The organism is Brevibacillus brevis NBRC 100599 (genome assembly GCF_000010165.1).
Taxonomy (GTDB): Bacteria; Bacillota; Bacilli; order Brevibacillales; family Brevibacillaceae; genus Brevibacillus; species Brevibacillus brevis_D.
This window is the reverse complement of the sequence record NC_012491.1, coordinates 1,743,511-1,769,361: the sequence shown is the minus strand read 5'-3', so window position 1 is coordinate 1,769,361 and position 25,851 is coordinate 1,743,511. Positions and strand designations below refer to the sequence as shown.

Sequence of the window (25,851 nt, the reverse complement as noted above, 5' to 3'; positions counted from 1 at the left end):
TTACAAGCTGAAGTGAAAAACATCTTGTAACAAAACAGCAGCAGCAGCCTTGACCTCGAAATCAGCCCCCAGTACAGTTGGACGGAATTCCAGTCCTTCGACCATCGTCCCCATCGCTTGGGCCATCACTTGTTTTTGGATGCGCTCAAACAACACTTGGTTGTCCCGTATCATTTCTCCACCCAGAATGATCAGGCTCGGGTTGAACAAATTCACCAGATTCACTATGCCAATTGACATGTATGAAGCGATTTCGTCGACGATGTCTTGGCATACCTGATCCCCTTGATGCAGTGCTTGGCGAAAGACATCAAATGTGATTCTTGTCATATCTCCGTCAGCCAAATCCATGACGAGCGTTTCTTTTCCACGTGTAACGGCGGACAGTATGCCTGAGTAAATGGCCGGCCACGCCACGTAGTTTTCCAAACAGCCGACATTACCGCAGTCACAGCGCATCCCACTTCGATCAACAGTCGTATGCCCGAATTCACCTGCTCCACCTCGACTTCCGCGGAAGATGGAACCGTTTACAACGAGGCCCGAACCAACCCCTTCTCCTACAGTAACAAACAGGAGATTGTCAGCATTCAGACCACCACCGAAGTTTTTTTCCGCCAGGGCGATTGCATTGGCATCGTTGTCGAGCCATGTGTTTAGCCCAAAACGCTCTTCTGCCATGTCCTTTAATGGAACATCATGCAAACGTAGCTTGGAGTTGAAGCGAATGACCCCGCTCGCTGCATCGACAATCCCTGGTGCGATGATGGAAATGCCCAAACAACGGCTGACATCATCCACCGACTGGAGAAAGTCCCCGATCGAATCCAGCACATACTGGATGATCAGGTCACTCACTAGACCAGCTTTGACAGGATAGATTTTCTTTTGCTTTGTAGCCGCTTCCAAATTCATTTCAGCTATCGTAATCGCTGTATTCGTAATCGAGACGCCAATCAAAAACTTCCCGTCTGGACAAAAGCGAACCATAATCGGCTTACGACCACCCTTTGACTCACCAGTTCCATCTTCTGCAACCATGCCGTCACGGATTAGCTCGTTGACTGCCGAGGTGACTGTAGTGGGGCTGATGCCCTGCTTTTTGGCGATATCACTTCGCGAGATGGGCCCAAACTGGCGAATGGTGTCGAGTATAATAAAGCGATTGAGCTCTTGAATTAGTTTTAGATCTCCAGTTCTGCGCATCGTATTCGTTCATCCTTTATTTTTCCAATGACTTTATAAAGTGATCATACTGAAGTTTGTATTTTGTGTCAATTTCGTTTTTTCTTAGATTTCGATCAACTTTTTCTGATTGAATATTCCATATACCTTCGCCAACAATCAAACTGATATACTTAATTTGCCAAAACTTGTATGAGGTGACCGTATGATATCCATGATCAGCTTTTTCTCCCTGTACTTGCTGTTCTCAAATAGCTACGACTCTTTTGAAGCTTCGGCTACATGGCTTGGCTTTTTTCTTGTGTATGTTAAAATTTACAAAAAAGGGAATGGGGCGTTAGTATGAGTGAGCATCCCTTTTGGTTTAAAGCGACCGTGACTGTTGTTTTTGTCATTGGAATTCTAGCATTTCTGACAGGTGTCGCTTTCATTCAGCTATTAGCAATGGTAGGCTTAGTCGTTATGTGTGCCTCGAAAGGCGTATTGGAATGGAAAAAGAACAGAAACTGGGCTGTCAAAATTTTTGGACTAGTTGCCTTACAAATCGTTATTTTTATCAAGTCATTGTATGACTTTTTCACATAAGCCACTTATTATTTCAGTGTAGGTGGAAAATATTTCTTGATTTCTATTATCAGCATTCATATAATAATAGTGAATTTGGAATTTTAAGGAGGGGCTTCTATGAATACGGCAATTGCGATTCTTACTTTTATTGGAGATCTTATTCCATTAGTCCTCCAACTGTTAAAAGCCTTTGCTTAATTTCCAAACGAACAAATAGGGGCTGTTCCTCCGTCATTTTCATGACTGGAGGGGCAGCCCCTTCCTTACTTATTGAGTATCTGCATTTCCTTCTGTTTCCTCCAAAATCTCCTCATCTACATAACCATCGACTTCTTCCACTGCCCCTTGCTGTTGAACCTGCCAGAGAGCTGCTACATTTGCTGGCTCCCACCCTACGAGAGAAGTGTGAGGTTGCAGACATTTGTATACCTTGCCTTGATAGCTGACCAAATCATCAGCTGCATAATTTACATTTGGCGCCCAGGCAGGAATTCCTGGATTTGCAGCATCTGTTACGCCTACGACCTCAATGCTCTTTTGTGAAGCATTACCTGCTGCATCCTTCGCTACCACATAGAAGGTATAAGAAGTGTTAGGCGTGAGTCCTGTGATAGTTGCAGACGTAGTCGTTACATCCGCTGCTAATGCTGTCCCGTTGTAAACCTCGTAATTTGTCACCGCAATATTGTCTGTAGAAGCAGCCCAGCTTAGACTGATACTCGTGCCAGTTTTCCCTGTTATGACTAGATTGGTAGGTGTGCTAGGAGGTTGGTTGTCTGGCTGAATCGTATCCGTCGTAACCGTTACCTCATTGCTTGCTATTGAGGAATTCCCTGCTGCATCTTTCGCCTTCACAGTGAATTGGTACGTAGTGCCAGCTGTCAGCCCGCTAATCGTCGTATTTGTACCCGTTACCGTTTTCGCAAGCTGAGTGCCATTGTATACCTCATAGCCAGTAACCCCTACATTGTCAGTAGCAGCCCCCCAACTCAGGCTAACACTTGTTGCTGTTTTGGCGGTCGCTTGGAGATTAGCTGGTGCTGTCGGCGGAACGTTGTCGACTGGTGCTGTCCCGCCCAGAAGATCGCCATTCACTTTGTCTAGCAGAACCTTGTTACGGTCCCCGCTAAATTCCCAGAACATTGCGCCTGCCAATCCTTTGGATGTAATATAAGAAGTTTTGTGACCGATTGAAGTCACATCGTCATAGCTAATATATGTTTTCGAAGCCGAGTTGAAGAGATAAGGCACTTTTGCAGCGTCATTCCAGTGGCGTGTGAAGCCATTTTTGTTCACATAATTATTTTGGATATCCGTGAAGTCAAGCATGCCAGGTTCCCACGTTCCTGTTGAAGGCCCTGTGCAATTTTGATATTCCCCATTGTTCGCTGTTCCGCAACCCGACCAGCCCCTGCCGTAAAACGGAAGTCCGAGAACGAGCTTGCTGGCAGGAACCCCGTCACGAAGATGACCCTCTACTGCTGTTTGGACATTATAGGTCTCGGCATTTGGCAAGCCTGCTGCTCCTGCTGCCGGATCATAGGCCAACGGTGCGTTATGTCCGGTCTGCTTTTGGAAGGCTCCATAGAAGTCGTAGGTCATAATATTGATCCAATCCACAACCTGGGCAATATTCCCAAGCTCTGTATTTACTGCATAGCTAGGGCTGGCACCAGAGGCAATCGTCAAATAGTACTGTTTACCATCCGTTACCTCAGCCGCATCGAGTTTATCTCTGACAGCCTGTAGCAACAACGTATAATTTTGCTTATCTGCTGGACGTGTGCTGTTTCCAGGCAAACCTCCACCAACCGGGTACTCCCAATCGAGATCGACCCCATCCATCTGATATTTCCGGATGAAATCGACTGAAGATTGCGCAAATACTTGGCGTGCAGCCGGATCTGCTGCTACATCCGAGAAGCGATTGGACCACGTCCAGCCCCCGATCGATATCAATGTCTTTAATTGAGGGTTTTTTTGCTTTAGTTTTGCCAATTGATTCAAATTTCCGCGGATCGGCTGATCCCATGTATCCCCGGGATAGGATTTTTGCACATCAATCCATGGATCTCCGAGAACAACCGTACCATTCGGGGCATTAATATTGCCTACTTCATCCTGGCAAGCCCACGTTTGTGGATTGGGCCCCGTTGGATCTGGGTTGCCGTGTCTGCCATTCCAGCAAATGTCCGCAAAAGCGTAGTTAATATGTGTTACTTTATTAGGATCGATATCCGTTACATTGTAGTTTCGTCCATAAGCCCCCCATGAGGGGTAGTAGCCAATAATTTTGTAATTGGATACCGCAGTCGCCTCCGCTTGATTTTCCTCTGCTTGTGCCACCTGTGCCGCCAACGGCAAAACGGCGGTGACAAGCAGCGCCCCTACCATTAGCACATTCCTCACACATTTCTTGAATTTCATAGTATCCCTCTCGATCTTCATGGATTTTGTTACAAATCCATCTTATTACGCCTTACATTACAATATGCTAATGCGCTTACATAAATGGTAATAAAAGGTTAATCCGAAGCGAATGTACATTAAAAAACCCTCCCTTCCGACCGAGGGAAGAAAAGGGGGGGCTCTGAGTAGGTTCCCTTGGCCACTTTCACAACCAACAATTCCTTAACAGTTACTTTTTTCCATTTTCCTCGTATTTATTAATGAAACTAATTTTTATGAAAGTAGGAAAAAATATGAGGATCAGGAATATTGTTACTTTGAATCTTTTAACTTTAGCTGTTACTTTAACACCAACGGCTTTCGCAGCGGAGGCAAGTAATTTGAGTCAGCCTGGTAAAATGAACGAAGCACCCTTTTTGTTAGAAGCCCCCATTCATGATCCCTATGTCATTTCCTCTGATTTCGGCTTGCAAATAAATCCCGAAACCAAGAAATCAAAAGGACATAACGGATTGGACTATGCAACCGCTAAAGGTACAGCTATCTTTGCAGCAAATGATGGTGTCGTTCTTTTCGCTGAAAGCACACAAGGATTTGGAGAAACAATAATAATCAAGCACAATTCCGAATTCAGTACTCTCTATGGTCACATTCTCCTTGGTTCATTTCTTGTGAAGCCCGGAGATACTGTAAAGAAAGGTCAAAAAATAGCAGAAGTAGGGTCATCCGAAACAGGAGATATGTTGCATTTTTCTGTTATGAAACAAGGAACTCTAGTAAATCCTACCGATTTTCTACCTAAAAGTACCCAATGAGGATCTAGTCACCTTCCGTAAGGAATGGTGGCTTTTTTCATTCACATACCCAGCTGATTATTCGGTATCATTATCCTTTCTTGAATGGGATTGCGAAAAAACTCAACAAAATCTCGGTATTCACATTTTTGTAACAAATCCCCCCATACATTTAAAGGAAAACTAATGATAGACAAGAAATTCATATTGAATTGGAAATAAATTACAAATAAGGAGTGTTTTTCATGAAGCGAACCTTGTCTTTCCTTTCTGCTACATTACTTTTAGCAAGTATGTTAGCTACACCATCGTATGCCGAAGCAAATAAGACGACTGCCACCTTCCAATCTTCAAAGTCAAATCGGTCAATCCAAGCAATAGCAACAGATCCATCTCTATTGAATGGTTTTCGAGTGAAGGAAACGAACAGCGCAACTGTATATGTAGTCATGGATGGTAAAAAGAGAGGCATTGTCAGTGCCGATGTTTACTTTAAATTGTTTAATAGTTGGGATGGTATTAGGGAATATCCGTCTCTCAGCAGTATTCCTGATGGGCAAGTCATAGGCGAAAATGCTCAACTGATAAGGTTTCAAAGCAGTGCAACTGTCTATCTTTTAGATGAAGAAAACGGAAGAGTAGTTAAGCGTGGCATCACAAGCGCATCTGTTTTTAACAAATACAATTTTGATTGGAATAAAATTATGGTACTTGCTGACTCTCTAAAGAATGCATTTCCCGATGGTTCCTTACTAGACAAATAACAAAGTTTGCGAATAGACACACCTCTTACATTGGGTAAGAGGTGTGTTGCCGTTTGCGTAATCATTTGGAGGGTCCGAAATGAAGGTCAAACGAATTGTCGCCAATATAGACACCCAGGATATCGCCGCAGCTAAATGCTTTTATCAGGACATACTCGGCCTACATTTATTGATGGATCATGGTTGGATCGCAACTTACGGAACTGACGAAGAAATGAGCGTTCAAATTAGTTTTGCTTCACAGGGAGGTTCCCACACGCTTACTCCTGATCTATCCATTGAAGTCGATGATGTCGATACAGCGCTTGAACGGATGAAGCAAGCAGGGTTTCCAATTGAATATGGGCCAGCAGATGAGCCTTGGGGTGTTCGGCGTTTCTACGTCCGCGACCCATTTGGCAAGCTCATCAACATTCTTGGTCATCTACAGTCCAATTGAAGCCTATTCATAATTCAGTGCTGTTCGTCCACTTCTGCCTGCCGTCGATTTCATGCGGCTAGCCACTCTAACCATGCAGTTGCGATCCATCGGTTTCACTCCCTACACATTGTGTCAACCACCATAAAAACAACTTTTTTTCCACCCATTATTTTTTTCATGTACAAACGCCCTTACATAATTCGTTATATCACATACCTTAATTTGGGGAGTACCCTCAATCACAATTAAGGAGTGACATTCATGAGCGCTGGCTTTTTTGATGACTTTTCTTTAATTTTGGTTCTCTTCGTCCTGTTGGTAATTGTTGCTTGCAGTTGCGAGTAATTTTCAATGTTTTTGGGTAGCTTTATAAGCTGCCCTTTTTACATAACTTCCCGCTAAACTTGTCGTTCATTAGGATATGCCCTTAATAAATAAATTTGCGCATTCATTCGCACATTTACGTTTACCCTAGGCTCGTATCAGTTGCCAAGCATCCCCTAATTGCATTCCCTATACCATGTGAGAGAAGCGAGTTGAGTAATCTGACGTACGGAGGCGAAGTATACGCATCTCTCTCACAAAAACATCAAATCGAGTATGCAAGATCGTTTAAAAGGAGGTGCGAGAATTGGCGGCTCAAAAAGGTGTTACAACTTCGTCGAGAAGAGTGTCCTTAGAAATACAAAGAAAGAATCGGAGAAAAGCAGTCCGATTAATCAACAGAATCGTTGTAATAAGAACCATTTTCGATACATTTACTGGATGTCTTCTCAGTGTCGGACCAAATGGTTATCGTGTTCGGGTCTACACTGGTAGCAATGAGACGTTCACCATCATCACCATTCCATTAAATTTCGTTATAAACCTCTTTCCATTCCCTTGCAATTGCTAGCTTCAAGGCCCCGGTCCAACGGGGCTTATACATATTCCCTCTCTTTTTTTCAAACCTCTATTTGAGCATTGTGATAAGTCTTGTAAACAACGGCAATAATGTTCATGAAAAAGAATTTGAGGAGAAAACAAAGCAATGCTTATAAACATTTTGCTTGGCTTCGTATTTCCATGGATTTTTGGAATCTGGTTGTATTTGCGATCACCTAAAATCGTTCTCACGATGGGTCCATTTGCATCGGTCCTGTCGTACATCGTTAATGTCTGGGGGATTTATAACCATTACTGGATATTGACACCTGTTTTAGAGGTTAAGACCGCTTCCGTGCTTCCAATGAACCTCGGACTATTCCCTATTATTGCCTGCTGTACTTACTTTCTCATTTTCCGAACGAAAACCCAGCCAGTTCTCTGGATACTATTTTTTTCTGTTGCCCAAACGCTTTTGGAATCTATCGCCTATTATTTTGGCAAAGTACAATATTTTAATGGTTGGAATATTGGAGGAACCTTCTTATCCTACTTGATCCCGGCCCTAATTACATACATATACTTCGCTCTTTTGATATCCAAAGGGGTATTGGAAAAGAATGACCCCGATTTAACCTAACGCCTGCATCCTGACATATACTTCACTCATAGGAACCGAAAAGAGAATCTTTCATTTTACTTCACCTTCTAGGGCAAAACTAATTGCAACAGATTAAGAGCAGCTTTATGATGATAAAAAACAGAGGTGTCCATTTTATGTATTTCATACCATTTACGGATGAGTTAATCTCAGAAGCTGGGCAACTATTGTCCAAACGTCATAAACTAGATCGGGAAATCCTTTCGGTACTACCAATTGAATGTGAAGATGAAAATTATGCAACGACTGCTGTTAAAACGATATGGTCAAGACCAAACAGTAGCGGAGTCGCAGCAATGGAAGATGGTAAATTAATCGGATACCTCATTGGACAAAAGATGGAAAACCCTCTTCGGGGTCGACATGTCTGGATGAATTTGGAGGGACATGCCATTTCTCGCAATACCTCCTTTGAATTATATAGAGATCTTTATTCAGAAGCTTCTCAACTATGGGTAGATGAGGGATATTTCAGTCATTTTGCACTAATTCCAGCCAGTCAACCGGAATTACTTCATTCTTGGTTCCGTTTAGGATTTGGCTTTGAACAAACACATGCATTACTCTCATTACTTGATCGGGAATTTCCTCTTCCTTTGAGCATTCCAAATGTGGAAATTCGCTTGGCATCCCCTGAAGATAGTAATTTGGTAGAGGAGATTGCAAACATTATTAGAACTCATCAAAATAAGGCACCCGTTTTTGCTTATTCTTTACATGATGACCCTGAGAAATTACGTAAAGGTTATGCAGGTCTCCTTGATGATCATGATGTCGATTTCTGGATCGCCTTAAAAGATGGAAAAATTATTTCTTTTCAAGGATATTTCCCCTTCGATAGAAGTAATGTAAATTTGAATGTACCGGATCGTTGTGTTGAATTAGGGGTGGCTGGTACTCTAGATCAATATCGCGGGCAAGGTATCAATTATGCACTTACACTACATGGACTTGCCCATGCGAAGAAAAAAGGATATGTCTCCTGCATGACAGATTGGAGAGAAACGAATTTACAATCTTCACGTTATTGGCCTCGTCAAGGCTTCCTTCCTGTTTCTTACAGAGTTTCTCGCCTTATTGATAGCAGAATAACCTTGGTGAAAGAGTAGTAATTTCCTAACAAGCTGATCTACAATGGATCAGCTTGTTTTAATTTTAGAATGACACTTAATAATGGGTAGTGGTAACTTCATTACCGAAACCGTCCCTTGTTCCCTCCCTGGGTACAAACCTAATGGTGTTTCACATTCTTCACTAGCTGCAAATCTCTTGATAATTTCCCTTAAAATTGTCTCATACTCCTATATATATGGTAAACTTTTCTTACCGGACGAACTGCTAAAGTGAAGATGCCGAGGAATTCACTTCTGTATTCGGTGTTGATTTTTATGCCGAAGATTGAACTATATCGCTCAAAAAGGTAGCCTTGTTCATTGATAGATGAGATAAACAGATGACATATGAGGGTATCTCATACGAATTATATTTTTGATTTCAAACTTTTATTAAGGATGGCACCTGATGGAAAAAGATCCTCTTCTACTCGTTTTCGGTATCTCAACAATTTTTTTTACGTTATTGATGATTTTTACAATGCTAAAAAACAAAGTGATTTTTGCCCGAGTGAATTTACTCCTACTAATAATTTCGTTACTTGCCTTCGTAGTAACATACATAGGGGTAACTAACAAATTCGCTAAAGTTAAACCTCCTAGCGAAGATCGAAAAAATTCTATAGCCCATAATTCTCAAACGGAGGGCAATCCCTCCAAAATCATTGAACCTCCTAAAGAACAAGATGCTTTCGAAACCAACGAACCTCCTAAAGAGCAAGATGCTTCCGAAACGATTAAATCTCTTAAAGAGCAAGATGTTTCCGAAACCATTGAACCATTAACTGCGCCTAAGCTAACCCTACAAGATTTACAAATTGGTCCGTTAAACACAGGATTGACTTCTTTAGATGTTCAAGAATTAATTGGCCGTCCACCAGATGAAACTTATATAAGTAATGAGAATCACTTCACCTCATCCTGGGGAGAACGGATCATCGCCGGAGAAAGAGAGGAAAATTCCGGAATCATCTCCTTAATGTATGCAAACAATCAGCTTAACTACCAAACCCCACGTGGAATTAAAATAGGCGATTCTATTGAAGATGTACATAAGGCTTACGGTTATAAAAAATCAAGAAACAATATTGTAGGATATTACCAAATGTTGTCCGAGACCGATATTGCTTATATTTCTTTCGCAACCTCAAACGGTTTAGTAGTTGCAATCTATATTAGACATGAATTAAGGTAGATATCTTCTACTTTCATTACTAAAGTGTCAGATATTACATCTGGCACTTTATTCATTTGATCTGGCTATGTCTAACTTTGAATGGTTCAGGTAATGTAGCTCCACTCTGCCATTACTCACTACATGTTCGCTAATTGATAGGGGCTTCCTACTGGAGGCCTCTTTTTAATTTTTTGTGTATTTCACCCTTTTTGTAGATACTCAATCTGTCGGAGTATCGGAGCCTTCCATTCAGCCAAATCTCACATCCGCTCTCCATGTGCACCTTATTCATTCATTAAAAATATTGTCAATTTAAACCTCCATTCGACAATTTCTCTTAAAGTTAGAGGATCGTCTTTGTGATAGGATGGTATATATTGGTATTTTAGGGAGGAGATGATAGGCACCCACCTCTTTTTTGCAAGAAATGCTATAACAATTGACCTCTACTCGATGATAGTTTCCAAACAACTTTTATCATGAAAGGTTGATGTTCATGTTTAAAAAAGCACTTATTATCCTGTCATTAAGTTCAGTCGTCATAGTACCCTCTCTAGCCACACAAGTCCAAGCGGCAACGCCCCCTACACAGGAAAAGGCAACCACCTACGCTTCCAATAAAAACATCAGAACCGCCACGTATGGAGAAGAAATCTGGGTGTCGCTTACCTCTCCTATTCCAGCCGGATGGGTTATCGTTAGAACGTTAGGAACGCAGAACCTGATCAGGAATATGAACGGTGCTTCTTATGGCACAGAGGTAGAGGTGCTGCTAGCTTCGCCTATCCCCAGCGGATGGGTCATGGTTCGAGCCTTTAGAGGATCGAATGTCATCAAGAATGTGAACGGTGCTTCTTATGGTACGGAGGTAGAGGTGATGCTCGCCTCGCCTATTCCAGTCGGATGGGTCATGGTTCGAGCCTTTGGAGGATCAAATGTAATCAGAAATGTTCATGATGCTTCGTACGGCACGGAGGTAGAAGTGATGCTCGCTTCGCCTATCCCTAAAGGATGGGTCATGGTCCGAACCTATGGAGGTTCGAATGTGATCAGAAATGTCAATGGTGCTCCTAACGGAACGCAGATTGAGGTACTGCAAGCCTCGCCTGTTCCTGAAGGATGGATTATTCTCAGTTCAGGTGGAAAATCAAAAGTAATCAGGAAAATTGGCTAAAACAAAGAGTACATGGCAATGTATCTAGTCCGCGAGCTGACGTCGAGATGCAATCGGCATCAGCTTGTGGGCTTGTAACAATATGTTCGAAATGAATGTGAAGCCACCGCTACAGTGATCAGAAAATACGATACTTGGTTTAATCAAGAATTTAGATTTACATGTTTTGTAAAATTGTGCTTGTTAGCGCGATTCCTTCGATACATCTCCCGCATGCCTCCAAATATTCAGCTTCTTTCTCGATGAGGATGAACCACGGCCTGTTCGTTTCAGCCTCACCACAAGTATGCATCACGACCAAATGGCCTTTTTTAGCATCTTCTTTCCTCCTTATGGTGTTTGAAACATAAATCCGGGACTTGAAAGGTAGTTTATATGACTGTCTCAATACAATTGGTACTATTAGGTTTCATCACAGGTCTATTAATCTGTATTGCTTTTCCAGTCCTTCAAAAGGAAGCGACCCTGATGGGATTATGGATGATTCTATGGAGTCGTATTAGTTTACGAAAAGGCTCTGTTTATGGAATCTGGAAGCTTTTAACTTACATAACATTCGTGATCGGCTGGATACTCTTGCTTTTCGGGATACTTTTGACAGCCTTAGAGTTCATTTTCTAAAATACCGTTGTGTTCAGCTGTTTCCCCATTCCTGCCATCATCACAGTAAGGTGGTGCTAAAAAGGATATGGATATCATTTTCGAGTTATTGGAATGCCTTCGAAGCAATAAAGAAGAGCAGCGAATTTCTTTTCCAATCTAGTCAAAATACCAAATTTGAAAAATTGTAGTATAGCCCTTGTCCCCTTCATGACCTCCTGAATATTTTGGTACAAGGAGGTGATCTCTCATGGCAAAAGCACCGATTACTATCGGAGCAAATAGTATTGCAAAGATCGGAAACCAATTTTTCTTAATTGTTGAAGTGGAAGCAAAGGCGCCAGGTGTTGAAATTGACCCTGTTTTTGCGGTTCGTACAACGCCCCAACAAGCGAGGGCGCTCATTAAAGCAGGTGTAATGCGCACTATTATTCAGAACACACGACCGCGAGCTTGTCCTGGATTGAAAGTTGAATTTAAAGGTGTACTTTTCGCTAATGGTCGGTTTTTTTCAGTCTTTGACGTTGAAAACTCAACAGATATTTCAGTACTTGTTAGAATCAGCCGTGAACGAGCGCAAAGGCTTATCCGCAATGGAGCACGGAGAATTAAAGTTATTAGAAGACCTTTCTAACGATTTCACTTAAAAACTGTTAACCTGCACAAGATTAAACTTATCTTGCTGCAGGTTTTTTTATGGAGTTTCACCTGTGTTAAATCCTGTTAACAGTTCCACTTGTGACCTTTCGGATGGTAATCCAGTCTAATATGTTAAACAAAAGTACCCTCTAGTGCAGAAAGTGGTGATACAAATGAGTTTAATCATTACTGTAATTACCTTCGTTATTGTAGCTGCAATATTTTGGTGGATCTTTACATCAATTAATAAAAATCAATTACCAAAAAGAACAGATTTTACCCCTTACGACGATATGATGTCTGGGCGTGTTAAAAGAGATCCGCTTTACTCGTTTATGAATCAGGAAGAGGAAGAGAAAGAAAAATAGTTTGTTTCCAATGTAAATCACCACTCTTTCAACAGTATCGATCGCTCCTTGTTGAACAAAGCAGCACCGCTACGGAAAAAGGGTTCCAGATAAGTTGTATGATCCGGCATGTGTCTGATAATCCTGTCAGCCATGCTCCACTTGCTGCCGGGGTAGTGCAAAATTCGCTGTATTTTACTCACCTGTCGCGCCTCGTTCCGCTTCGTTTATCTCTGTGAGCAAGAGATAATATTACTATTCTGATGCTTTCTATTTCTTGCACGCGCTCAGTTAAAGTGAAAATTCAGAAAAGACTGTATACAAAAAATCACCTCCATGTGTTACTATTTAATAGAAAGTTAAATTCATCCATAAATAGGAGGCGATTAGGAATGTTCAAAAAACTTCTTCAAAAGTTAGGTAGTCAACCCCAAGCTAGATGTACTCCTCCCTGCCTTTGGTTTCCACCCTACACGAAATGCATGTGTCCAGACTAAGTGAGATATTACAAAAGAGGCTATCCCATAGACCATGAAAATGGTAGGGGGTGGTCTTTTTTTCATCCATCTTTCCTTGCTCCTTTCTTTGAGGGGTATCCGGGCAAAACAACATAAAAAAACCCTCCCTTCCGACCAAGGGAAGAAAAGGGAGGCTGGGTGGACTGGGTTCAAATCTCTAGTTCACCAAGTCGAACGAGTTCGACTACTGCCTGAGATCGACCTTTGACACCTAATTTTTGCATGACATTACTAATGTGATTGCGCACAGTCTTTTCGCTGATGAAGAGTTGTCCGGCAATCTCTTTGGTTGTCTTATCTTGGACCAAGAGTTCAAACACTTCTCTTTCGCGATTCGTTAACAACGGCTTGGTTTGGTCGCTACCCTTCAATCGTGCCACCCCTCCTTGTGGGCTCTACAGGAACAAGGTTGAGGGATTACAGAGTCACCTTATCCTATGATGGGGGGTGGGTGATGGTGCCGGAATTTCAAGGATTTTAGGCTTTTGCCTTACATCCTATTCAGAAAATGGGCAATGGGTTCCGAACACCGATGAGAAACCTCTTCGACATCCGCCGTGAATTTTTCCGTTCGAGACGACGATGGCCGCCAGTTGTTCCCCGTTCAGATCGCGACGAGTTCTCCTCGCCTGATGAGATTGCCATCGGAACCCAAGGCCAACACCGCCCCCGACACTCCAGTCTATTCATCCGAGACATATACTGCTCCCTACAATTCGACTTCCATTCCACTTTTTTTAACCCGATCAACCAAAAGTGCCCTTGATTCGTAAAAATCAAGAGCACCACAACTTAAATAAATGGGGTACGACTATACGTCTGTTCGAACTTATCACGCAAGCCTTTGGCCAGTAGACTAAAGGAACCAATTGCAAGCATATAAGCAGCAAGTGGGATCAGGAAAATCCACGTGTAATTCGTGTAGACAAAGCTTCTGTAAGTCCCGAGCAGTCCTGCCCATTCATGTGTGATCGAGTGAAACTCAACCGGGTCATAGTACATAGTCGTGCCGCCTACATAAAGACCAAATATCCCGAGAAGCCCCATCAACGTCATGGTGGCGATCATCTCTGTCACCAGGACAATGACCAGATGCTCCTTCAAATGCGGCAGGATGTGGCGAAAGATGATCTGATCCCGCCCGGCCCCCAGAGAGGTCGCAGCTAATACGTACTGCGATTCCTTGATTTGCTCTGTTTTTTGACGGATGGACGCAGCTACCGAAGGCGTCCCTAGCACAGCCACGACCACTATGAAAAACAATACGAGCGTAAACGTTGGCAATTCGGGATTGATATTGATTCCTTTCAATAAAAAATAGACAGGAATAAATATAGGCATGTATCCCCAGGCGTTCTCAATCGCAATCCACCAACGCTGCTGCTTGTCCAATATTCCAATATTCAGTCCGATCCATGCTCCCATCAATAATCGCAATAACGCAATCATGAGCGTAATAAAAATGGTATACGGTGCCCCGTGGAGCAGTTTTGTAAGCAAATCATAGCCCCATTTATCCGTACCCAACAGATGCTCGCTTGACGGTGCCAAAGGAGGCGAAATGATCATTTGCTTCCCGTTCACCATCTCATTACGCACTTTCGCCTGGTAATCGATGTCATAGGGGGCTACATAGGGTCCGGCTACACCGATAATGATTAAAAATAATACCAAGATACTGCCTAGCCATAAAGACCAATTGAACCGTTTCCTCATACCATACCCTCACTCATTCCAAAAGAAGTCTGGGTTATTTATATACAACCGCGCGTTCAATCACATACAAAATGAGACGAATCAATCCATAGACCAAAATGGATAGCAAAATGATACCTAACAATCCCATGACAGCAGCATTGAATTCGTAACTGCCATCTTTGCTAAAAATAAAGCGGGTCAATCCTACGACGTTTAATAGGTACTCAACAATAAACAAGTTGGCTACCGAAATCGCAATCGTCTTCTTTAAATCAGCAATGAGAAACGGCTTGATATTTTTATAGACGTGGTGAATGAGAACATGCCAGATCCCCATCCCCTTGGCAAGAGCTGTTTTAATATAGTCTTCGCCGCCGATTTGTGCATACTTCAGACTGACTACCTTCATGAGAAAAATCGTTGGTCCAATGGACAGTAGCGTGATCGGAAACCAAGTACTATCAGAGTCACTTACAGGTGACAGGGTGATAATTCGAATGTTCGTCATCTTGTAAAATCCGACCGCACCCACAATCGAAACAACGATCAGAATAAAATCAGGAATGGTGGCAAGTAAATTCAAAACCTTTTGAAATTGACGTACAATCCGAAAGCGCTGCAATAGCAATCCAAAAATAATACTAGCAAGAACGGCGACAATCACACTTGAGAATAGTAGTTTAAAGGAGCTAATTGCAAATGGGAGGATATCCTCTGCGATGCTCCTTTCCGTTTGCCCGGAATAATAGGTTCCGAGGGAGCCCTCTGCAAACTGCTGAATCAGATATACCGCATGGACTACGATATTTCCTGGTTCGAACACGATTTCTTCCTTTTGCGTATATAGCATGAAAGGCCCGCCGCAAACGGCGATAACCAGGAAAAACATCCCAATTAATTGTTTTACATAGGTCAAGCTCTCATACCCCCTTACTAGTTCCAACAATACACTATCTATTAAAAATCATCTAGACAATAGAAAATATTTTATTTTTTAATTCTATTCAAACAGAAATAAAAAAGTGGCTGAGCAGGATAGCCTGTCAACCACTTCTCCATTCATGGGAACAGTTGATTCGAAAAAGATGATAGCTGATCGATTACTTCGTAGAAGAAGTAGCTACACGCAGCTGCTCATTTTTCATGAGAAGATTTTGAATCGAAGCAGTGAATGGTTTTCTTACTCCGTCTTTCAAACGTGGTACCATTGGAATCATCTGATAGACCTCCCTTCTGACAATATCTTCTTAAGAATAGCATTTTTCCTTATTTAACGTCAATTGCGTCCATTCCCAGATAGGAAGCGAGCTGATTGATTTCGGATAGGTAGATGTTTTCTCGTCCATAATACCCCTCCTGCTCCCCTGCAAGCTGTGCAAATTTCGAATAGAGCCGGTTCAGATAAATATGATTAGCATCTGCATGAAAGGTTACTTGTTTCACGTGTTCATTCTCTTCCTGGACCTGTCTGATAAGATGGCGAAAGCCTTTTAGAAATACCCTGCTCCTTCGATATTTTTCTTCAACGATGACGGAATGGATATAGCAAATTTCTCCCTCTGGGTCTGGTTGCCTTTCTGCTGTCAAGTATTGATAATGGCCCCATCCGATCAATTTACCTCGCTCGTCTTCTATGAGGATCAAATGAGAATCCGGGAGAAACGTCAAAATATGAACGAGCGTGTCACTAAGGGAAAACATACGGCTAAATTCCAATCGATTGCGCATAAAGAATAGCGTGAATTGGGCAAAATCATTGTCACTGGTACATTTTCTAAATTGGACATGCATCCTTTACACACCGCCTCTCTTTTTTCTGTTGGTTAACGTATCACTTCTACCTTTCCGCGTGCGAGGAGATGGAACTTCTCTGCTGCTTCTCCCATAGTCTTGTGTAATAGCCCCGCTTTTGAAACAGTTGAGAGTGTGTCCCTTGCTCCACTAGTTCCCCCTGCTCCAAAACAAATATTTGATCCATGTCCGTTATGGTCGACAAACGATGTGTCACCGTAATGACAGTCCGATCGCTGGAAAGCTTCGCAAAGGTCTTGTTTATAGAAGCCTCAGTAATGGGATCGAGAGCAGAAGTTGCTTCATCCAGAATGAATAGAGAAGGATTGCGCAGAATCGCTCGAGCAATGGCGAGTCGCTGCCTTTGTCCCCCCGAGAGATTGCTACCCCCATCCAAAACTAGTGTCTCGTACTTGTCTGGTAGACTCATGATAAAGTCATGGATCTCTGCTTGCTGTGCAGCCATCCTCAGCTCGTCGTTGGTCGCGTCGAGTTTGCCGAGCCGGATGTTTTCTGCTATTGTTCCGTGAAAAAGAAAGTGCTCCTGAAAGACAACCCCTACATGGTTGCGGAAGGCTCCCCGATTCCTTTCATCTAGTTTTGTCCCGTTTATCTCGATATGACCAGAACTAGGTTGATAAAAGCCTAATAACAGCTGAATGATCGTGCTTTTTCCAGACCCGCTGGAGCCAACTATCGCAATTTTTGACCGAGCTGGAATCTGCATGTTGATTTGCTTAATAGATAACTGATTTTCTTGATAGCCAAACGTAACATTTTTTATGGACACTTCAGTCGTACGCAAATCGATCTGTTCGGATGAAGAATGGTCGACTTTTTCACTAGGTTCATTCAGCACCTTCTGGATTCGCTCCATACTGACTTGTGCATCTGTCATCAGTGGAAGCGTAAAGGTCAGATTAAACACAGCATTCCCCATCGACGTATACATGGTGAAAAAGGCGACAAGCGAACCGACAGAGATTCGCCCGGTAAGTGCTAGATAGGAACCGAAGCCAATGATCGTAAAGTTGATGAGAAGTAAGCATAGCGCAGGAATTCGTTCCAGCTTCGCTGCCATCAAATTTTTGCGATAGTTGCTGACCAACAGCAATTCGAGTCTTTCCATGAATTTATCGATCATGACAGCTTGCAGGTTGAATCCCTTGATAACCATTTGCGCTTTCGTATTTTCCTGGACATCATTCGTCATAGCAGCGAGTTGTTCTTTATAGGCAGCATTGATTGCGTGGGCACGTCGTCCAAGCAAATAAGGGCCTGTAAAGATCAAGATTGCCCCAACCAAAATACACAGCGCCATCACCCATTCCAAATAAAACAACACCATTGTACTAATCGTCACGACCACCAATGACTGAATACCTGTCGTGAAGAGAATCGCTAACGATCTGTCAATGACAGGCAAATCCACTGAAAAGTGAGAGATCAGTTCGCCCGAACGCGTTTTATGGAAATAGCTGACCGGCAAATGTTGCATATGCGCAAACAGTTTTTGCCGCAAATCATTTTGCACACGTGCATTTAGTTTTGCCAGCACATAATCACTGATCATTCCAGCACTGATACAGATAAACCCGCTAATCGCCAAGACTATCATGATAACTGAGAATACGTGCATATCTTTGGGAACAATCGCTCTATCAATGATCATCTGGAAACTGAGAGGTGCCAAGGATAAAAAAAGTAGATCAAGTGCAAGCGTGAGGAAAAAAAGGGAACTCAGGAGCTTATAGGGGCGTAGGTAGCCAAACAGGTTTTTGATGACGAACAGCATCGTAACGTCTCCTTCTTGGATTAGAAAAATGGTTCATGTTGAAACCTGGCCGCATAGGATTTCCAAGCCCGAAATGATGCGCGATATTCATCCAATGGACCGTTTTCCGTTTCCACAGAAGCTACTCGATCTGCAATCTTGGCAAACAATTTGCGTAAAGAGTCGTCTGAGGAAGTCCAGAATCGAAACTCCTTCACGTCCTCCTCCATATAGGCGATATACTCGGTTACATACTGAAGGGCATGCAAAAAAAGGCGACTGCTGCGATACTGTTCCAAAAAATAGATTACCTGAATTTGAACGATTTGCTTGTCTTCGTACTGATTCTCACCTGTCCCGTAAATGTATGAAAAGGCACCGATCACTTCATCGTCATCGTTGAAGCAAAGAAATGCTTTCCCCTCCATTAAAACGGGACTCGCCAGAAAACTGAGCGCCACAGGAAAGGAATATGGCATGCGAAGCTGGTCGTAGTTTTCCAATAAAAAGGCCATGTATTTCTCGTAATACATCTCAGCTGAGCAGATCGAGAAGTAATGATCCATCTCTTTCCTTCCCTCCTTTGAATGATAAAGCGTAGGTACGTATCCTTCACAAAAAAGACGGCCATTAGCCGCCTCTATCTTATCACAATTATTTGAATATCCAGTCTGCCCATGTCATGAAGATCGAGCGGTGCAATCAATGCTGTCCCTGCCATGTCTTTCAAGTCATGCTGATGTAAAAATAAGGGCGGGGTTATGTCCACGATAACTCCTCGATTGGACAAAAGCGTACTCGCATTCCCGGAAATCATGTTCCCTAACTCGGAAATGGCACTTTTTCCGAGCTCATCCATCTCTTGCACGGGATAGCCACCCATCATGGCCGAGACAATGCGCAAAGCCAATTCCTCTTGCAGACCGAAAAAGACCTCACCTTGTAATTGACCTGTCATTCCGATTCGAATCCATGTATGGCCTTCTACATGGCTCCATTCTCTTTCAGCTAACTCTCCACGCGAAATGTCGACATTGCATACTTGTTGAATCACGGACGAAGCTGATTCAAGAAATGGATCAAGGTACTGGACTATCATCTGCATTCTCTTCCTTTCCCGGGCAATTCACTCTCAGACGTTGAACTCGTATAGGACTATCATAATGTCGATTTTTGGCAGATGCAATAGGATTACGAAAACTTCCTAGGTATAAGGTCACAAAAACAAGGTTTGCCAGGAAAATAATCCTCTACTTTTGTCTCATGACCAATGGTATAGATGGCCGTACACGTTCGCAAGTCTACTATTTCTACACCAATCTCATGCTTACTCAATTGCCACATCGGAAGCTGGACTCGATCAAAGGCAAAAACAGTATCTCCAAATGCCAAACATTCCTGTATACAGCGGACTTCATCGTAATCCTCGTCGGCCTCAAGCAAATGAACGGGTTCCAAACCGAATTGTTCGATCAGATGAATGCGATCCAACAATTGCTCCGCCCCACGTTTCCTTTTGGCTGTCCTTCTTGGTGAGAGCACTGGGTACTCTCTCATAACATATTCCCACATGATCCCATGGTAAAACATCGAATAGAATCCTCCCACAAAAAAATTTGGCCCGGCAATAGCCGTTTATCTGCTACTGACGGGCCCGCTACCCTATTTCTTCTTTCCGACGACGTTCATCTCCGCTCGGGCTTCCCTCCCCAGCGCATCGGTGGCAACAACCGTCACTTTTTGCTTGCCTTCCTCTACCTCATGAAGCACCAAGCGAAATAACCCTTGATCATTCGCGTTGGTCTGAAAGCTTTTTGATCCATAGTTGATTTGGAGGTTAACAGCACCAGCACCTGTCACTTTCCCTTCGATGGGCAGCGCTTCACCTTCCTGCCCTTCTAGCTGTTTGTTCGGTAGCTGGATCGTCGGTGCTGGCACTGTTCGCGCCTTGTAGGATATACGCTGCTCCCCATTGCTTATGACAACCGCCCCTGAATTGGCATCGACATACGCATACACCAGCAACATGCTTTGATTGCCTGCCCCGTCTTTCCCTTCGAGCAAAATGCGATTTTCTCCCTGCTTCATGTTCAAAATTTGGGTTACGTATTTTTGTGCAGGGATTTCCAATTGCTCTTCTTCAAAGTAGGACACGATTTGCCCATTGATACTTACCTGACCTTTGTATGTTTGATCTCTGTATAGGAAACGGACCGGAACCAGCATGTTCTTGGTTGCTGGATCGAACTGTACGTCTTCGCTACCGTCGTTTAGCAATTGCAATATCGGAGGGCTCGTATCAACGATAACCCGCTGCGTGAATTGGCGCTTGTTTCCATACATATCCATTGCACTGTACATCACATAGTTGAGACCTTCCGTTAATCGCAGGATGGTTTCAAAGGAGCCATCCGTCGCCAGCTTTACAGGCGTTTTGTTAATCGACAAACGCACCCTGTCCATCATATCCTCGCCTGTTACTTTGCCCCTGAAGGCCACGTCTGGCTGCTTGGATATTTTCAAATAAGGAAACAAATCATCCGGGAACTCCACAAAGGGCGGGGTGCTGTCGCTTTTCCCGTTTATATGTGCCACACTGATATTCCCCGCGTAATCATGCGCTACCACACTCATTTTTTTATCCGGCTGATTAATAAGTGTGCTGGACACTTTTGGAGAATAGGGGCCTCCTACCCTTTTTCCGTTTACATAAAGGAAATAGGCCTGGATATCTTTATCACGGCTACTCCATTGAACCCGGTTACCTGACACAGAAGCTGTAATCACAGGAGCTTTTGTATCCACGCGGATGGGGAGTGTCATTGATTGCCAATTTGCATTGCGGTCGTCTATTTTGGCCTTAATGGAGAAGTGGTACTGTCCATCAGGTGCCTGTATGTAGGCGCCTTTTTGTGGTGAAAAGATCTTTCCGTCCCAGCTCCACGCTTCCCTTTCCGTATAATAGTATGGAGTCCCCAGCTTGGATTGGTCGTACTTGCTCACCTTTTCATCGCGTACAAGAGTGCGAATCGGCTTGCCTGACTGATCGGTTACTTCGACGATAATATGACGGGCATTGCGCAAAAATGTAATTGAAGGAGCAGCGACATCGTAATGCCCATCCCCGTTTGGTGAAAAGGCGATATGATTGGGGTCGATTTTCGCGCCGCCATCGGCTCTGACACCTGTCACTCCTAGATAATCCCGGTAGCGCCACTTGTCATTGCGTTTATCGTGATACCAGCTTGTCTTGACACCTGTTCGTTTTTCCTGACTTTCTGCCTCCCATACAGGCTGATCCATAATCCTTGGCTCATCCCAATCGCCGTAAAAGCCATAAAACGGCGTACGCAACGTAGGCAGCTCTTTATCATCTGGTTGAAAGGAAATAAATCCTTCTGCAAATTGATTGCGTGCGGAGCCTGGCGGTATCGTAAGCGTTACCTTCACTTCCTCTAACTTCCCTGGCGCAACGGTAATCTTCGGGGCGGAAAATTGCAGTTCTGCCCCCTCGAAAAGAGTATCCGTTAGCATGTTGAGCCCATTCTTGCGCAAGTCAGTCAAGACACCAAACTCATTTTGCAGCTGATACGTAATCGGCTTTTTGCCAAACTTGTTATTAATAAACAGAGAAAAGGTCGTTGAATTCCCGATCTCGCCTAACGAGACACCTGCTTTTCCTTTTGCAGTCACAACGATGGCTGGAGTCTTGATCGCTTTTGCGGTTTGCATCAACCCTGCCCCTTGAACACGTGGACTGTAAGGTACTTTTTTTGCTTTCTCTTTATCCGCTGCTGGTACGCTGATTTGCGGATCGATAATCGGTTCTGCTGTATTCATGGCCGCAGCCTTTAACGTATTGACAAGCGACCTGCCTTGCAGGTTCCGCCCTTGCTTGAGATAGCCTTGCTTCAGCAATGCCATCCCGCCTGCCACATGTGGCGTTGCCATTGAGGTGCCACTTTTCACGGCATATTCAGACTCTCGCGTGAGTGACAGGATGCCCCCGCCTGGAGCTGCAATCTCCGGCTTGAACTGCAAATCGGGCGTTGGTCCCCATGATGAAAAAGCCGAGATTGTTCCTCCGTCGGGATAAGGCATTGGATTTTGTCCATATTCACCGTTAAAGGAGACCGTCACCTTCTTGCCTTTTTTAATCGCTTGTGCCATTTGCTCGCCCATGTGCTTCAAAATAGAAACAGCCGGGATTTGTTTGGCGTGCTCCGCACTGATAATCAGTGGTCCCATTTCATTGTTGTAGATGACGGCACCAACAGCTCCTGCTTCTTTGGCTAGACGTAGCTTTTCGTCAAATGAAATGTCACCTCGCTCGAGCAATACCACTTTATCTTTTACGGAAACATTGTAGTCTTCCTTCTTCCCTTTCCCCATATAGACGAGCGGATACGGCTTCATCAGCGTCATGACTGGGTTTATTGCACCCCCGCCTTCCACATAGCCCGATAAATACACGACTTTCTCCATACCGGGTACCCCTTGCACCGTGAAGCTATAACCAGCCAGTGCTGTTGCGTTAATAGAAGCAACTGAAAACGCATCAGGACTCAAGCCTGGAGAACCGATCATGGCGATATCCGGATTCTGTGCTCGTACCTTATCACTGCCGAAATACGCATCATTGCCGGCGGCTGCCACTACTACGATCCCACTATCGACTGCTCGCTTCACTGCCATTTGCTCCACATTTGTTTCATCTACATAACCCGCAGAGGAACCGAGACTCAAATTGATCACATCTGCTTTTTTCGTAATAGAATCATTGATCGCAAATAAAATCGATTCACCTAGCCCAGGAACCTCGCTTTGATAATTGGAAAATACCTTTTGGCTGATGAGCTGGGCTTCAGGTGCAACCCCTTTTACTTTTCCGTTCGCACCAATAATTCCCGCAACATGGATACCATGCTGAGATTCCGATACGTCTTCCGTTGTTTGCGTACGGTCAGCCCAGTTAAAGCCAGGAATCACCTTCTGGGAAGAGCCTGACTTTTGCATGGCTGAACGCTTATCATGTGGGGCAGGTAAATCGGGGTGGCGCGGATTGATTCCCGTATCGATCACCGAAACGAGCATCCCTTCCCCTTTTACCCCCGCTTCCTCCCAAGCCTTCGTCGCCTCAATCATTTCCAGCGAATCGACAGGCGCAGATTTTAATTGCTCACCTCGCAGTAGTAGTTCTTGTCGTTGCCATTCATCTGCCGTCGTTTTATATTCCTTGTCCGCCTTGCCTGTATGTAATGGCTCGTGCATTTCCGCGAGATCCTGCAAAATCTGCGTACGAATGGTCGCCGTTCCTTCAAACGCTGTTGTGCTGACAGTCGTTGCGGGAAGCAAAGCCAATATCAATCCAATGCTGCATACCTTTTTCTTCATCGTTTGCCCCCTTGCTGGAAGTCATTCCATTATGTTTTCAGTTTTCACTAGGAATGGCTTGGGTATTCCCTTCTTTTCGCGAAGGTTGACAAACGAAGTAATTTCAGCCAATATTTAATTGCGTTAAATATTGCATATCAAATATTCCCTTTCTCGAAGAAATAGATCAAATAAGGAGATGATACGAGCATGCCCTCCCCCTCTACAGATACGCTTGAGCGCTTGCAGGAGGCGTTTCGTACCATTATGCGCACGATGGGAACACAATTAGCCGAACCTGTCTCTGGTTTAACTGGCCCCCAATTCTACATTCTTCATCAGTTGGAACAGAAGGAAAAATGCACGGTTGGAGAGTTGGCTGAATCAATGGGGGTCAAACCAAGCGCAATCACAGCAATGGTCGACCGTTTGGATAAACACGGCTTCGTCGCCCGTGATCGTGATGATGAAGATCGCCGAGTTGTTTACATCAGCTTGCGTGATTCTGGCAAAAAAATTCTGCAAGTAGCCAAGCAGAATCGGAGAGAACAACTAAATAAAATGTTTTCTCACCTCAGTGAGGATGAACTTCAGCACTTCGTTAGCATCTTTGAAAAGCTGGCAATGGCGGCGGTTATCGAGGCGAGTGAATAAACTCCTTGTACGTTGCTGTTGTGGTGGGGAGAAAACAGGAGAAAACGCTTAGCTTCTAGGGCCACCCCCTGGGGGATTAACTGCACGACTCCATGTAAAAAGCGAAACCGCGGCCAAAGTGGTATCCTCAGGATGTTTTTCAGAGGTGGCCGCTTAAGGGCGTGTTTCGCTTTTTGCATTGCGTCTCGGTCGGTGTCCCTAAGATCTTCGCTGTTTTCTCCTGTTTTCTCTACGAGCTTTCCGTGTTAAACGAGTTTTAAAAGCCTTAAAAGAAGGAAAAATGTCTTCAGTTACGACAGAGAAGAATATTTCCAGGCGTAGCGACTTGTGGAGTCCTACCGAGCGGAGAAGTGATTCGCGGGCAACAGAAACGCAACCGTGCCCATACGACGAAGCGGCTACGACTTTTGCGTTTCCCCGCGAATCCCTTCGGAGCGGACAGTCTCAGCCCCAGCAGGACGGAGCCTGGAGCCTAGCCTGGAAATATTCTTCTCTCCACTACAGCGACATGTAACTGAAAAAAGGCGTGCATTCCGGATCACCGGTGCACGCCTTTTCTATTGCAAACAATTAGGAGAAGAAGAACTTCTTCACTGCATGTTTAGTTGTTTCTTTGTTCATGTGAGCGATCGAGGTTGTCAGCGGAATGCCTTTTGGACATGCTTGTACGCAGTTTTGCGAGTTACCGCAATCACCGATACCGCCATCTTCCATCAAAGCTTCCAGACGCTCATGCTTGTTCATCATACCCGTTGGATGCTGGTTGAACAGACGAACCTGCGAAATTGCGAACGGACCGATGAAGTCAGACTTCGCATTCACGTTCGGGCAAGCTTCCAAGCAAACACCGCACGTCATGCACTTCGAAAGCTCGTACGCCCATTGACGCTCCACTTCCGGCATGCGAGGACCAGGTCCCAGATCATGCGTACCATCGATTGGAACCCACGCTTTTACGCGCTTCAGCGCATCGAACATGCGACTGCGGTCAATCGACAAGTCACGCTGTACAGGGAAGGTGCTCATTGGCTCAAGACGAATCGGCTGTTCCAGTTTATCTACCAGTGCCGAGCACGCTTGACGTGGTCTTCCGTTAATAACCATCGAGCACGCACCGCATACTTCTTCCAAGCAGTTCGATTCCCAGTTAACTGGAGACGTTTTTTGACCTTGTGCGTTGAGTGGATTACGTTGGATCTCCATCAAAGCACTGATCACGTTCATACCAGGACGGTAAGGGATTTTGAACTCTTCCTTGTACGGAGTGCTGTCAGGGCTATCTTGACGAGTGATAATCAAATGAATCAATTTTTCTGCCATGATCAGTTT

Annotated in this window: 23 protein-coding genes and 1 pseudogene; 11 read left to right on the top strand and 13 right to left on the bottom strand. The window is 44.0% G+C overall.

The window, feature by feature from the left end:
- Positions 1-1,206, bottom strand: coding sequence for an ROK family transcriptional regulator (locus tag BBR47_RS08875; protein ID WP_012685430.1), 1,206 nt, complete (start codon positions 1,204-1,206; stop codon positions 1-3).
- Between the two features lie 321 nt (positions 1,207-1,527).
- Here BBR47_RS08875 and BBR47_RS08870 point away from each other — a divergent pair, with 321 nt between their 5' ends.
- Positions 1,528-1,770: a hypothetical protein gene (locus tag BBR47_RS08870; RefSeq protein ID WP_012685429.1), complete on the top strand. Its 243-nt coding sequence runs from the start codon at positions 1,528-1,530 to the stop codon at positions 1,768-1,770.
- Positions 1,771-2,019: 249 nt separating this feature from the next.
- On the opposite strand, the gene BBR47_RS08865 is transcribed toward BBR47_RS08870, so the two are convergent.
- On the bottom strand, positions 2,020-4,200 hold the full coding sequence (locus BBR47_RS08865) for a glycosyl hydrolase family 18 protein (RefSeq protein ID WP_012685428.1): 2,181 nt from the start codon (positions 4,198-4,200) through the stop codon (positions 2,020-2,022).
- Between the two features lie 236 nt (positions 4,201-4,436).
- Here BBR47_RS08865 and BBR47_RS08860 point away from each other — a divergent pair, with 236 nt between their 5' ends.
- The 9 genes from BBR47_RS08860 to BBR47_RS08815 all read left to right on the top strand — a co-directional run bounded on the left by BBR47_RS08860 (position 4,437) and on the right by BBR47_RS08815 (position 12,735).
- Complete coding sequence (locus BBR47_RS08860; RefSeq protein ID WP_231850576.1) at positions 4,437-4,976, top strand: M23 family metallopeptidase; 540 nt, start codon at positions 4,437-4,439, stop codon at positions 4,974-4,976.
- Between the two features lie 224 nt (positions 4,977-5,200).
- Complete coding sequence (locus BBR47_RS08855; RefSeq protein WP_012685426.1) at positions 5,201-5,719, top strand: hypothetical protein; 519 nt, start codon at positions 5,201-5,203, stop codon at positions 5,717-5,719.
- A gap of 79 nt (positions 5,720-5,798) precedes the next feature.
- Positions 5,799-6,158, top strand: a complete 360-nt coding sequence (locus BBR47_RS08850) for a VOC family protein (protein WP_012685425.1) — start codon at positions 5,799-5,801, stop codon at positions 6,156-6,158.
- 243 nt (positions 6,159-6,401) lie between these two features.
- Complete coding sequence (locus tag BBR47_RS30235) at positions 6,402-6,485, top strand: YjcZ family sporulation protein (protein WP_012685423.1); 84 nt, start codon at positions 6,402-6,404, stop codon at positions 6,483-6,485.
- A gap of 1,266 nt (positions 6,486-7,751) precedes the next feature.
- Positions 7,752-8,774, top strand: a complete 1,023-nt coding sequence (locus BBR47_RS08840) for a GNAT family N-acetyltransferase (protein ID WP_231850575.1) — start codon at positions 7,752-7,754, stop codon at positions 8,772-8,774.
- A gap of 412 nt (positions 8,775-9,186) precedes the next feature.
- Entirely contained in the window at positions 9,187-9,972 is a 786-nt protein-coding gene (locus tag BBR47_RS08835) for a hypothetical protein (RefSeq protein WP_012685420.1), read from the top strand.
- A 478-nt stretch (positions 9,973-10,450) separates the two neighbouring features.
- A complete protein-coding gene (locus BBR47_RS08830; RefSeq protein ID WP_041749328.1) occupies positions 10,451-11,128 on the top strand; it encodes a hypothetical protein in 678 nt (225 codons plus the stop codon).
- A gap of 850 nt (positions 11,129-11,978) precedes the next feature.
- Positions 11,979-12,362: a hypothetical protein gene (locus BBR47_RS08820; RefSeq protein WP_012685418.1), complete on the top strand. Its 384-nt coding sequence runs from the start codon at positions 11,979-11,981 to the stop codon at positions 12,360-12,362.
- A gap of 178 nt (positions 12,363-12,540) precedes the next feature.
- A complete protein-coding gene (locus BBR47_RS08815) occupies positions 12,541-12,735 on the top strand; it encodes a hypothetical protein (protein ID WP_041749326.1) in 195 nt (64 codons plus the stop codon).
- Between the two features lie 32 nt (positions 12,736-12,767).
- On the opposite strand, the pseudogene BBR47_RS31520 reads toward BBR47_RS08815, so the two are convergent.
- The 10 genes and pseudogenes from BBR47_RS31520 to BBR47_RS31775 all read right to left on the bottom strand — a co-directional run.
- Positions 12,768-12,917 (bottom strand): annotated as a pseudogene (locus BBR47_RS31520) (DNA adenine methylase); the annotation flags it as partial.
- Positions 12,918-13,381: 464 nt separating this feature from the next.
- Entirely contained in the window at positions 13,382-13,603 is a 222-nt protein-coding gene (locus BBR47_RS08810; RefSeq protein ID WP_003387736.1) for a helix-turn-helix domain-containing protein, read from the bottom strand.
- A gap of 421 nt (positions 13,604-14,024) precedes the next feature.
- The gene (locus tag BBR47_RS08805) at positions 14,025-14,948 is read right to left on the bottom strand and encodes an ABC transporter permease (RefSeq protein WP_012685415.1); all 924 of its coding nucleotides are present in this window, start codon (positions 14,946-14,948) and stop codon (positions 14,025-14,027) included.
- A gap of 34 nt (positions 14,949-14,982) precedes the next feature.
- Positions 14,983-15,846, bottom strand: a complete 864-nt coding sequence (locus tag BBR47_RS08800) for an ABC transporter permease subunit (protein WP_041749325.1) — start codon at positions 15,844-15,846, stop codon at positions 14,983-14,985.
- Positions 15,847-16,196: 350 nt separating this feature from the next.
- On the bottom strand, positions 16,197-16,721 hold the full coding sequence (locus BBR47_RS08795; protein WP_012685413.1) for a GNAT family N-acetyltransferase: 525 nt from the start codon (positions 16,719-16,721) through the stop codon (positions 16,197-16,199).
- 46 nt (positions 16,722-16,767) lie between these two features.
- Positions 16,768-18,516, bottom strand: a complete 1,749-nt coding sequence (locus BBR47_RS08790) for an ABC transporter ATP-binding protein (protein WP_012685412.1) — start codon at positions 18,514-18,516, stop codon at positions 16,768-16,770.
- A 20-nt stretch (positions 18,517-18,536) separates the two neighbouring features.
- On the bottom strand, positions 18,537-19,061 hold the full coding sequence (locus BBR47_RS08785) for a hypothetical protein (protein ID WP_012685411.1): 525 nt from the start codon (positions 19,059-19,061) through the stop codon (positions 18,537-18,539).
- A 74-nt stretch (positions 19,062-19,135) separates the two neighbouring features.
- Positions 19,136-19,594 carry a chemotaxis protein CheX gene (locus tag BBR47_RS08780; RefSeq protein WP_012685410.1) on the bottom strand — a complete coding sequence of 153 codons (459 nt, stop codon included), beginning with the start codon at positions 19,592-19,594 and terminating at the stop codon, positions 19,136-19,138.
- A 92-nt stretch (positions 19,595-19,686) separates the two neighbouring features.
- Positions 19,687-20,085, bottom strand: coding sequence for a hypothetical protein (locus tag BBR47_RS08775; RefSeq protein WP_041749324.1), 399 nt, complete (start codon positions 20,083-20,085; stop codon positions 19,687-19,689).
- Positions 20,086-20,157: 72 nt separating this feature from the next.
- Positions 20,158-23,889 (bottom strand): S8 family serine peptidase, encoded by a 3,732-nt coding sequence (locus BBR47_RS31775; protein WP_012685408.1) that lies wholly within the window; start codon positions 23,887-23,889, stop codon positions 20,158-20,160.
- A 189-nt stretch (positions 23,890-24,078) separates the two neighbouring features.
- On the opposite strand from BBR47_RS31775, the gene BBR47_RS08765 reads away from it, so the two are divergent.
- Entirely contained in the window at positions 24,079-24,522 is a 444-nt protein-coding gene (locus BBR47_RS08765; RefSeq protein WP_012685407.1) for a MarR family winged helix-turn-helix transcriptional regulator, read from the top strand.
- Between the two features lie 570 nt (positions 24,523-25,092).
- Here BBR47_RS08765 and sdhB read toward each other — a convergent pair.
- Positions 25,093-25,842: a succinate dehydrogenase iron-sulfur subunit gene (gene sdhB / locus BBR47_RS08760; RefSeq protein WP_012685406.1), complete on the bottom strand. Its 750-nt coding sequence runs from the start codon at positions 25,840-25,842 to the stop codon at positions 25,093-25,095.
- Positions 25,843-25,851: the final 9 nt, after the last annotated feature.

Excerpts from the sequence above, each read along its gene's own strand:
- BBR47_RS08875 (WP_012685430.1), bottom strand. The coding sequence starts at position 1,206 with ATGCGCAGAACTGGAGATCTAAAACTAATTCAAGAGCTCAATCGCTTT.
- BBR47_RS08870 (WP_012685429.1), top strand. The coding sequence starts at position 1,528 with ATGAGTGAGCATCCCTTTTGGTTTAAAGCGACCGTGACTGTTGTTTTT.
- BBR47_RS08865 (WP_012685428.1), bottom strand. The coding sequence starts at position 4,200 with ATGAAGATCGAGAGGGATACTATGAAATTCAAGAAATGTGTGAGGAAT.
- BBR47_RS08860 (WP_231850576.1), top strand. The coding sequence starts at position 4,437 with ATGAAAGTAGGAAAAAATATGAGGATCAGGAATATTGTTACTTTGAAT.
- BBR47_RS08855 (WP_012685426.1), top strand. The coding sequence starts at position 5,201 with ATGAAGCGAACCTTGTCTTTCCTTTCTGCTACATTACTTTTAGCAAGT.
- BBR47_RS08850 (WP_012685425.1), top strand. The coding sequence starts at position 5,799 with ATGAAGGTCAAACGAATTGTCGCCAATATAGACACCCAGGATATCGCC.
- BBR47_RS30235 (WP_012685423.1), top strand. The coding sequence starts at position 6,402 with ATGAGCGCTGGCTTTTTTGATGACTTTTCTTTAATTTTGGTTCTCTTC.
- BBR47_RS08840 (WP_231850575.1), top strand. The coding sequence starts at position 7,752 with ATGATGATAAAAAACAGAGGTGTCCATTTTATGTATTTCATACCATTT.
- BBR47_RS08835 (WP_012685420.1), top strand. The coding sequence starts at position 9,187 with ATGGAAAAAGATCCTCTTCTACTCGTTTTCGGTATCTCAACAATTTTT.
- BBR47_RS08830 (WP_041749328.1), top strand. The coding sequence starts at position 10,451 with ATGTTTAAAAAAGCACTTATTATCCTGTCATTAAGTTCAGTCGTCATA.
- BBR47_RS08820 (WP_012685418.1), top strand. The coding sequence starts at position 11,979 with ATGGCAAAAGCACCGATTACTATCGGAGCAAATAGTATTGCAAAGATC.
- BBR47_RS08815 (WP_041749326.1), top strand. The coding sequence starts at position 12,541 with ATGAGTTTAATCATTACTGTAATTACCTTCGTTATTGTAGCTGCAATA.
- BBR47_RS08805 (WP_012685415.1), bottom strand. The coding sequence starts at position 14,948 with ATGAGGAAACGGTTCAATTGGTCTTTATGGCTAGGCAGTATCTTGGTA.
- BBR47_RS08795 (WP_012685413.1), bottom strand. The coding sequence starts at position 16,721 with ATGCATGTCCAATTTAGAAAATGTACCAGTGACAATGATTTTGCCCAA.
- BBR47_RS08790 (WP_012685412.1), bottom strand. The coding sequence starts at position 18,516 with ATGCTGTTCGTCATCAAAAACCTGTTTGGCTACCTACGCCCCTATAAG.
- BBR47_RS08785 (WP_012685411.1), bottom strand. The coding sequence starts at position 19,061 with ATGGATCATTACTTCTCGATCTGCTCAGCTGAGATGTATTACGAGAAA.
- BBR47_RS08780 (WP_012685410.1), bottom strand. The coding sequence starts at position 19,594 with ATGATAGTCCAGTACCTTGATCCATTTCTTGAATCAGCTTCGTCCGTG.
- BBR47_RS08775 (WP_041749324.1), bottom strand. The coding sequence starts at position 20,085 with ATGTTTTACCATGGGATCATGTGGGAATATGTTATGAGAGAGTACCCA.
- BBR47_RS31775 (WP_012685408.1), bottom strand. The coding sequence starts at position 23,889 with ATGAAGAAAAAGGTATGCAGCATTGGATTGATATTGGCTTTGCTTCCC.
- BBR47_RS08765 (WP_012685407.1), top strand. The coding sequence starts at position 24,079 with ATGCCCTCCCCCTCTACAGATACGCTTGAGCGCTTGCAGGAGGCGTTT.
- sdhB (WP_012685406.1), bottom strand. The coding sequence starts at position 25,842 with ATGGCAGAAAAATTGATTCATTTGATTATCACTCGTCAAGATAGCCCT.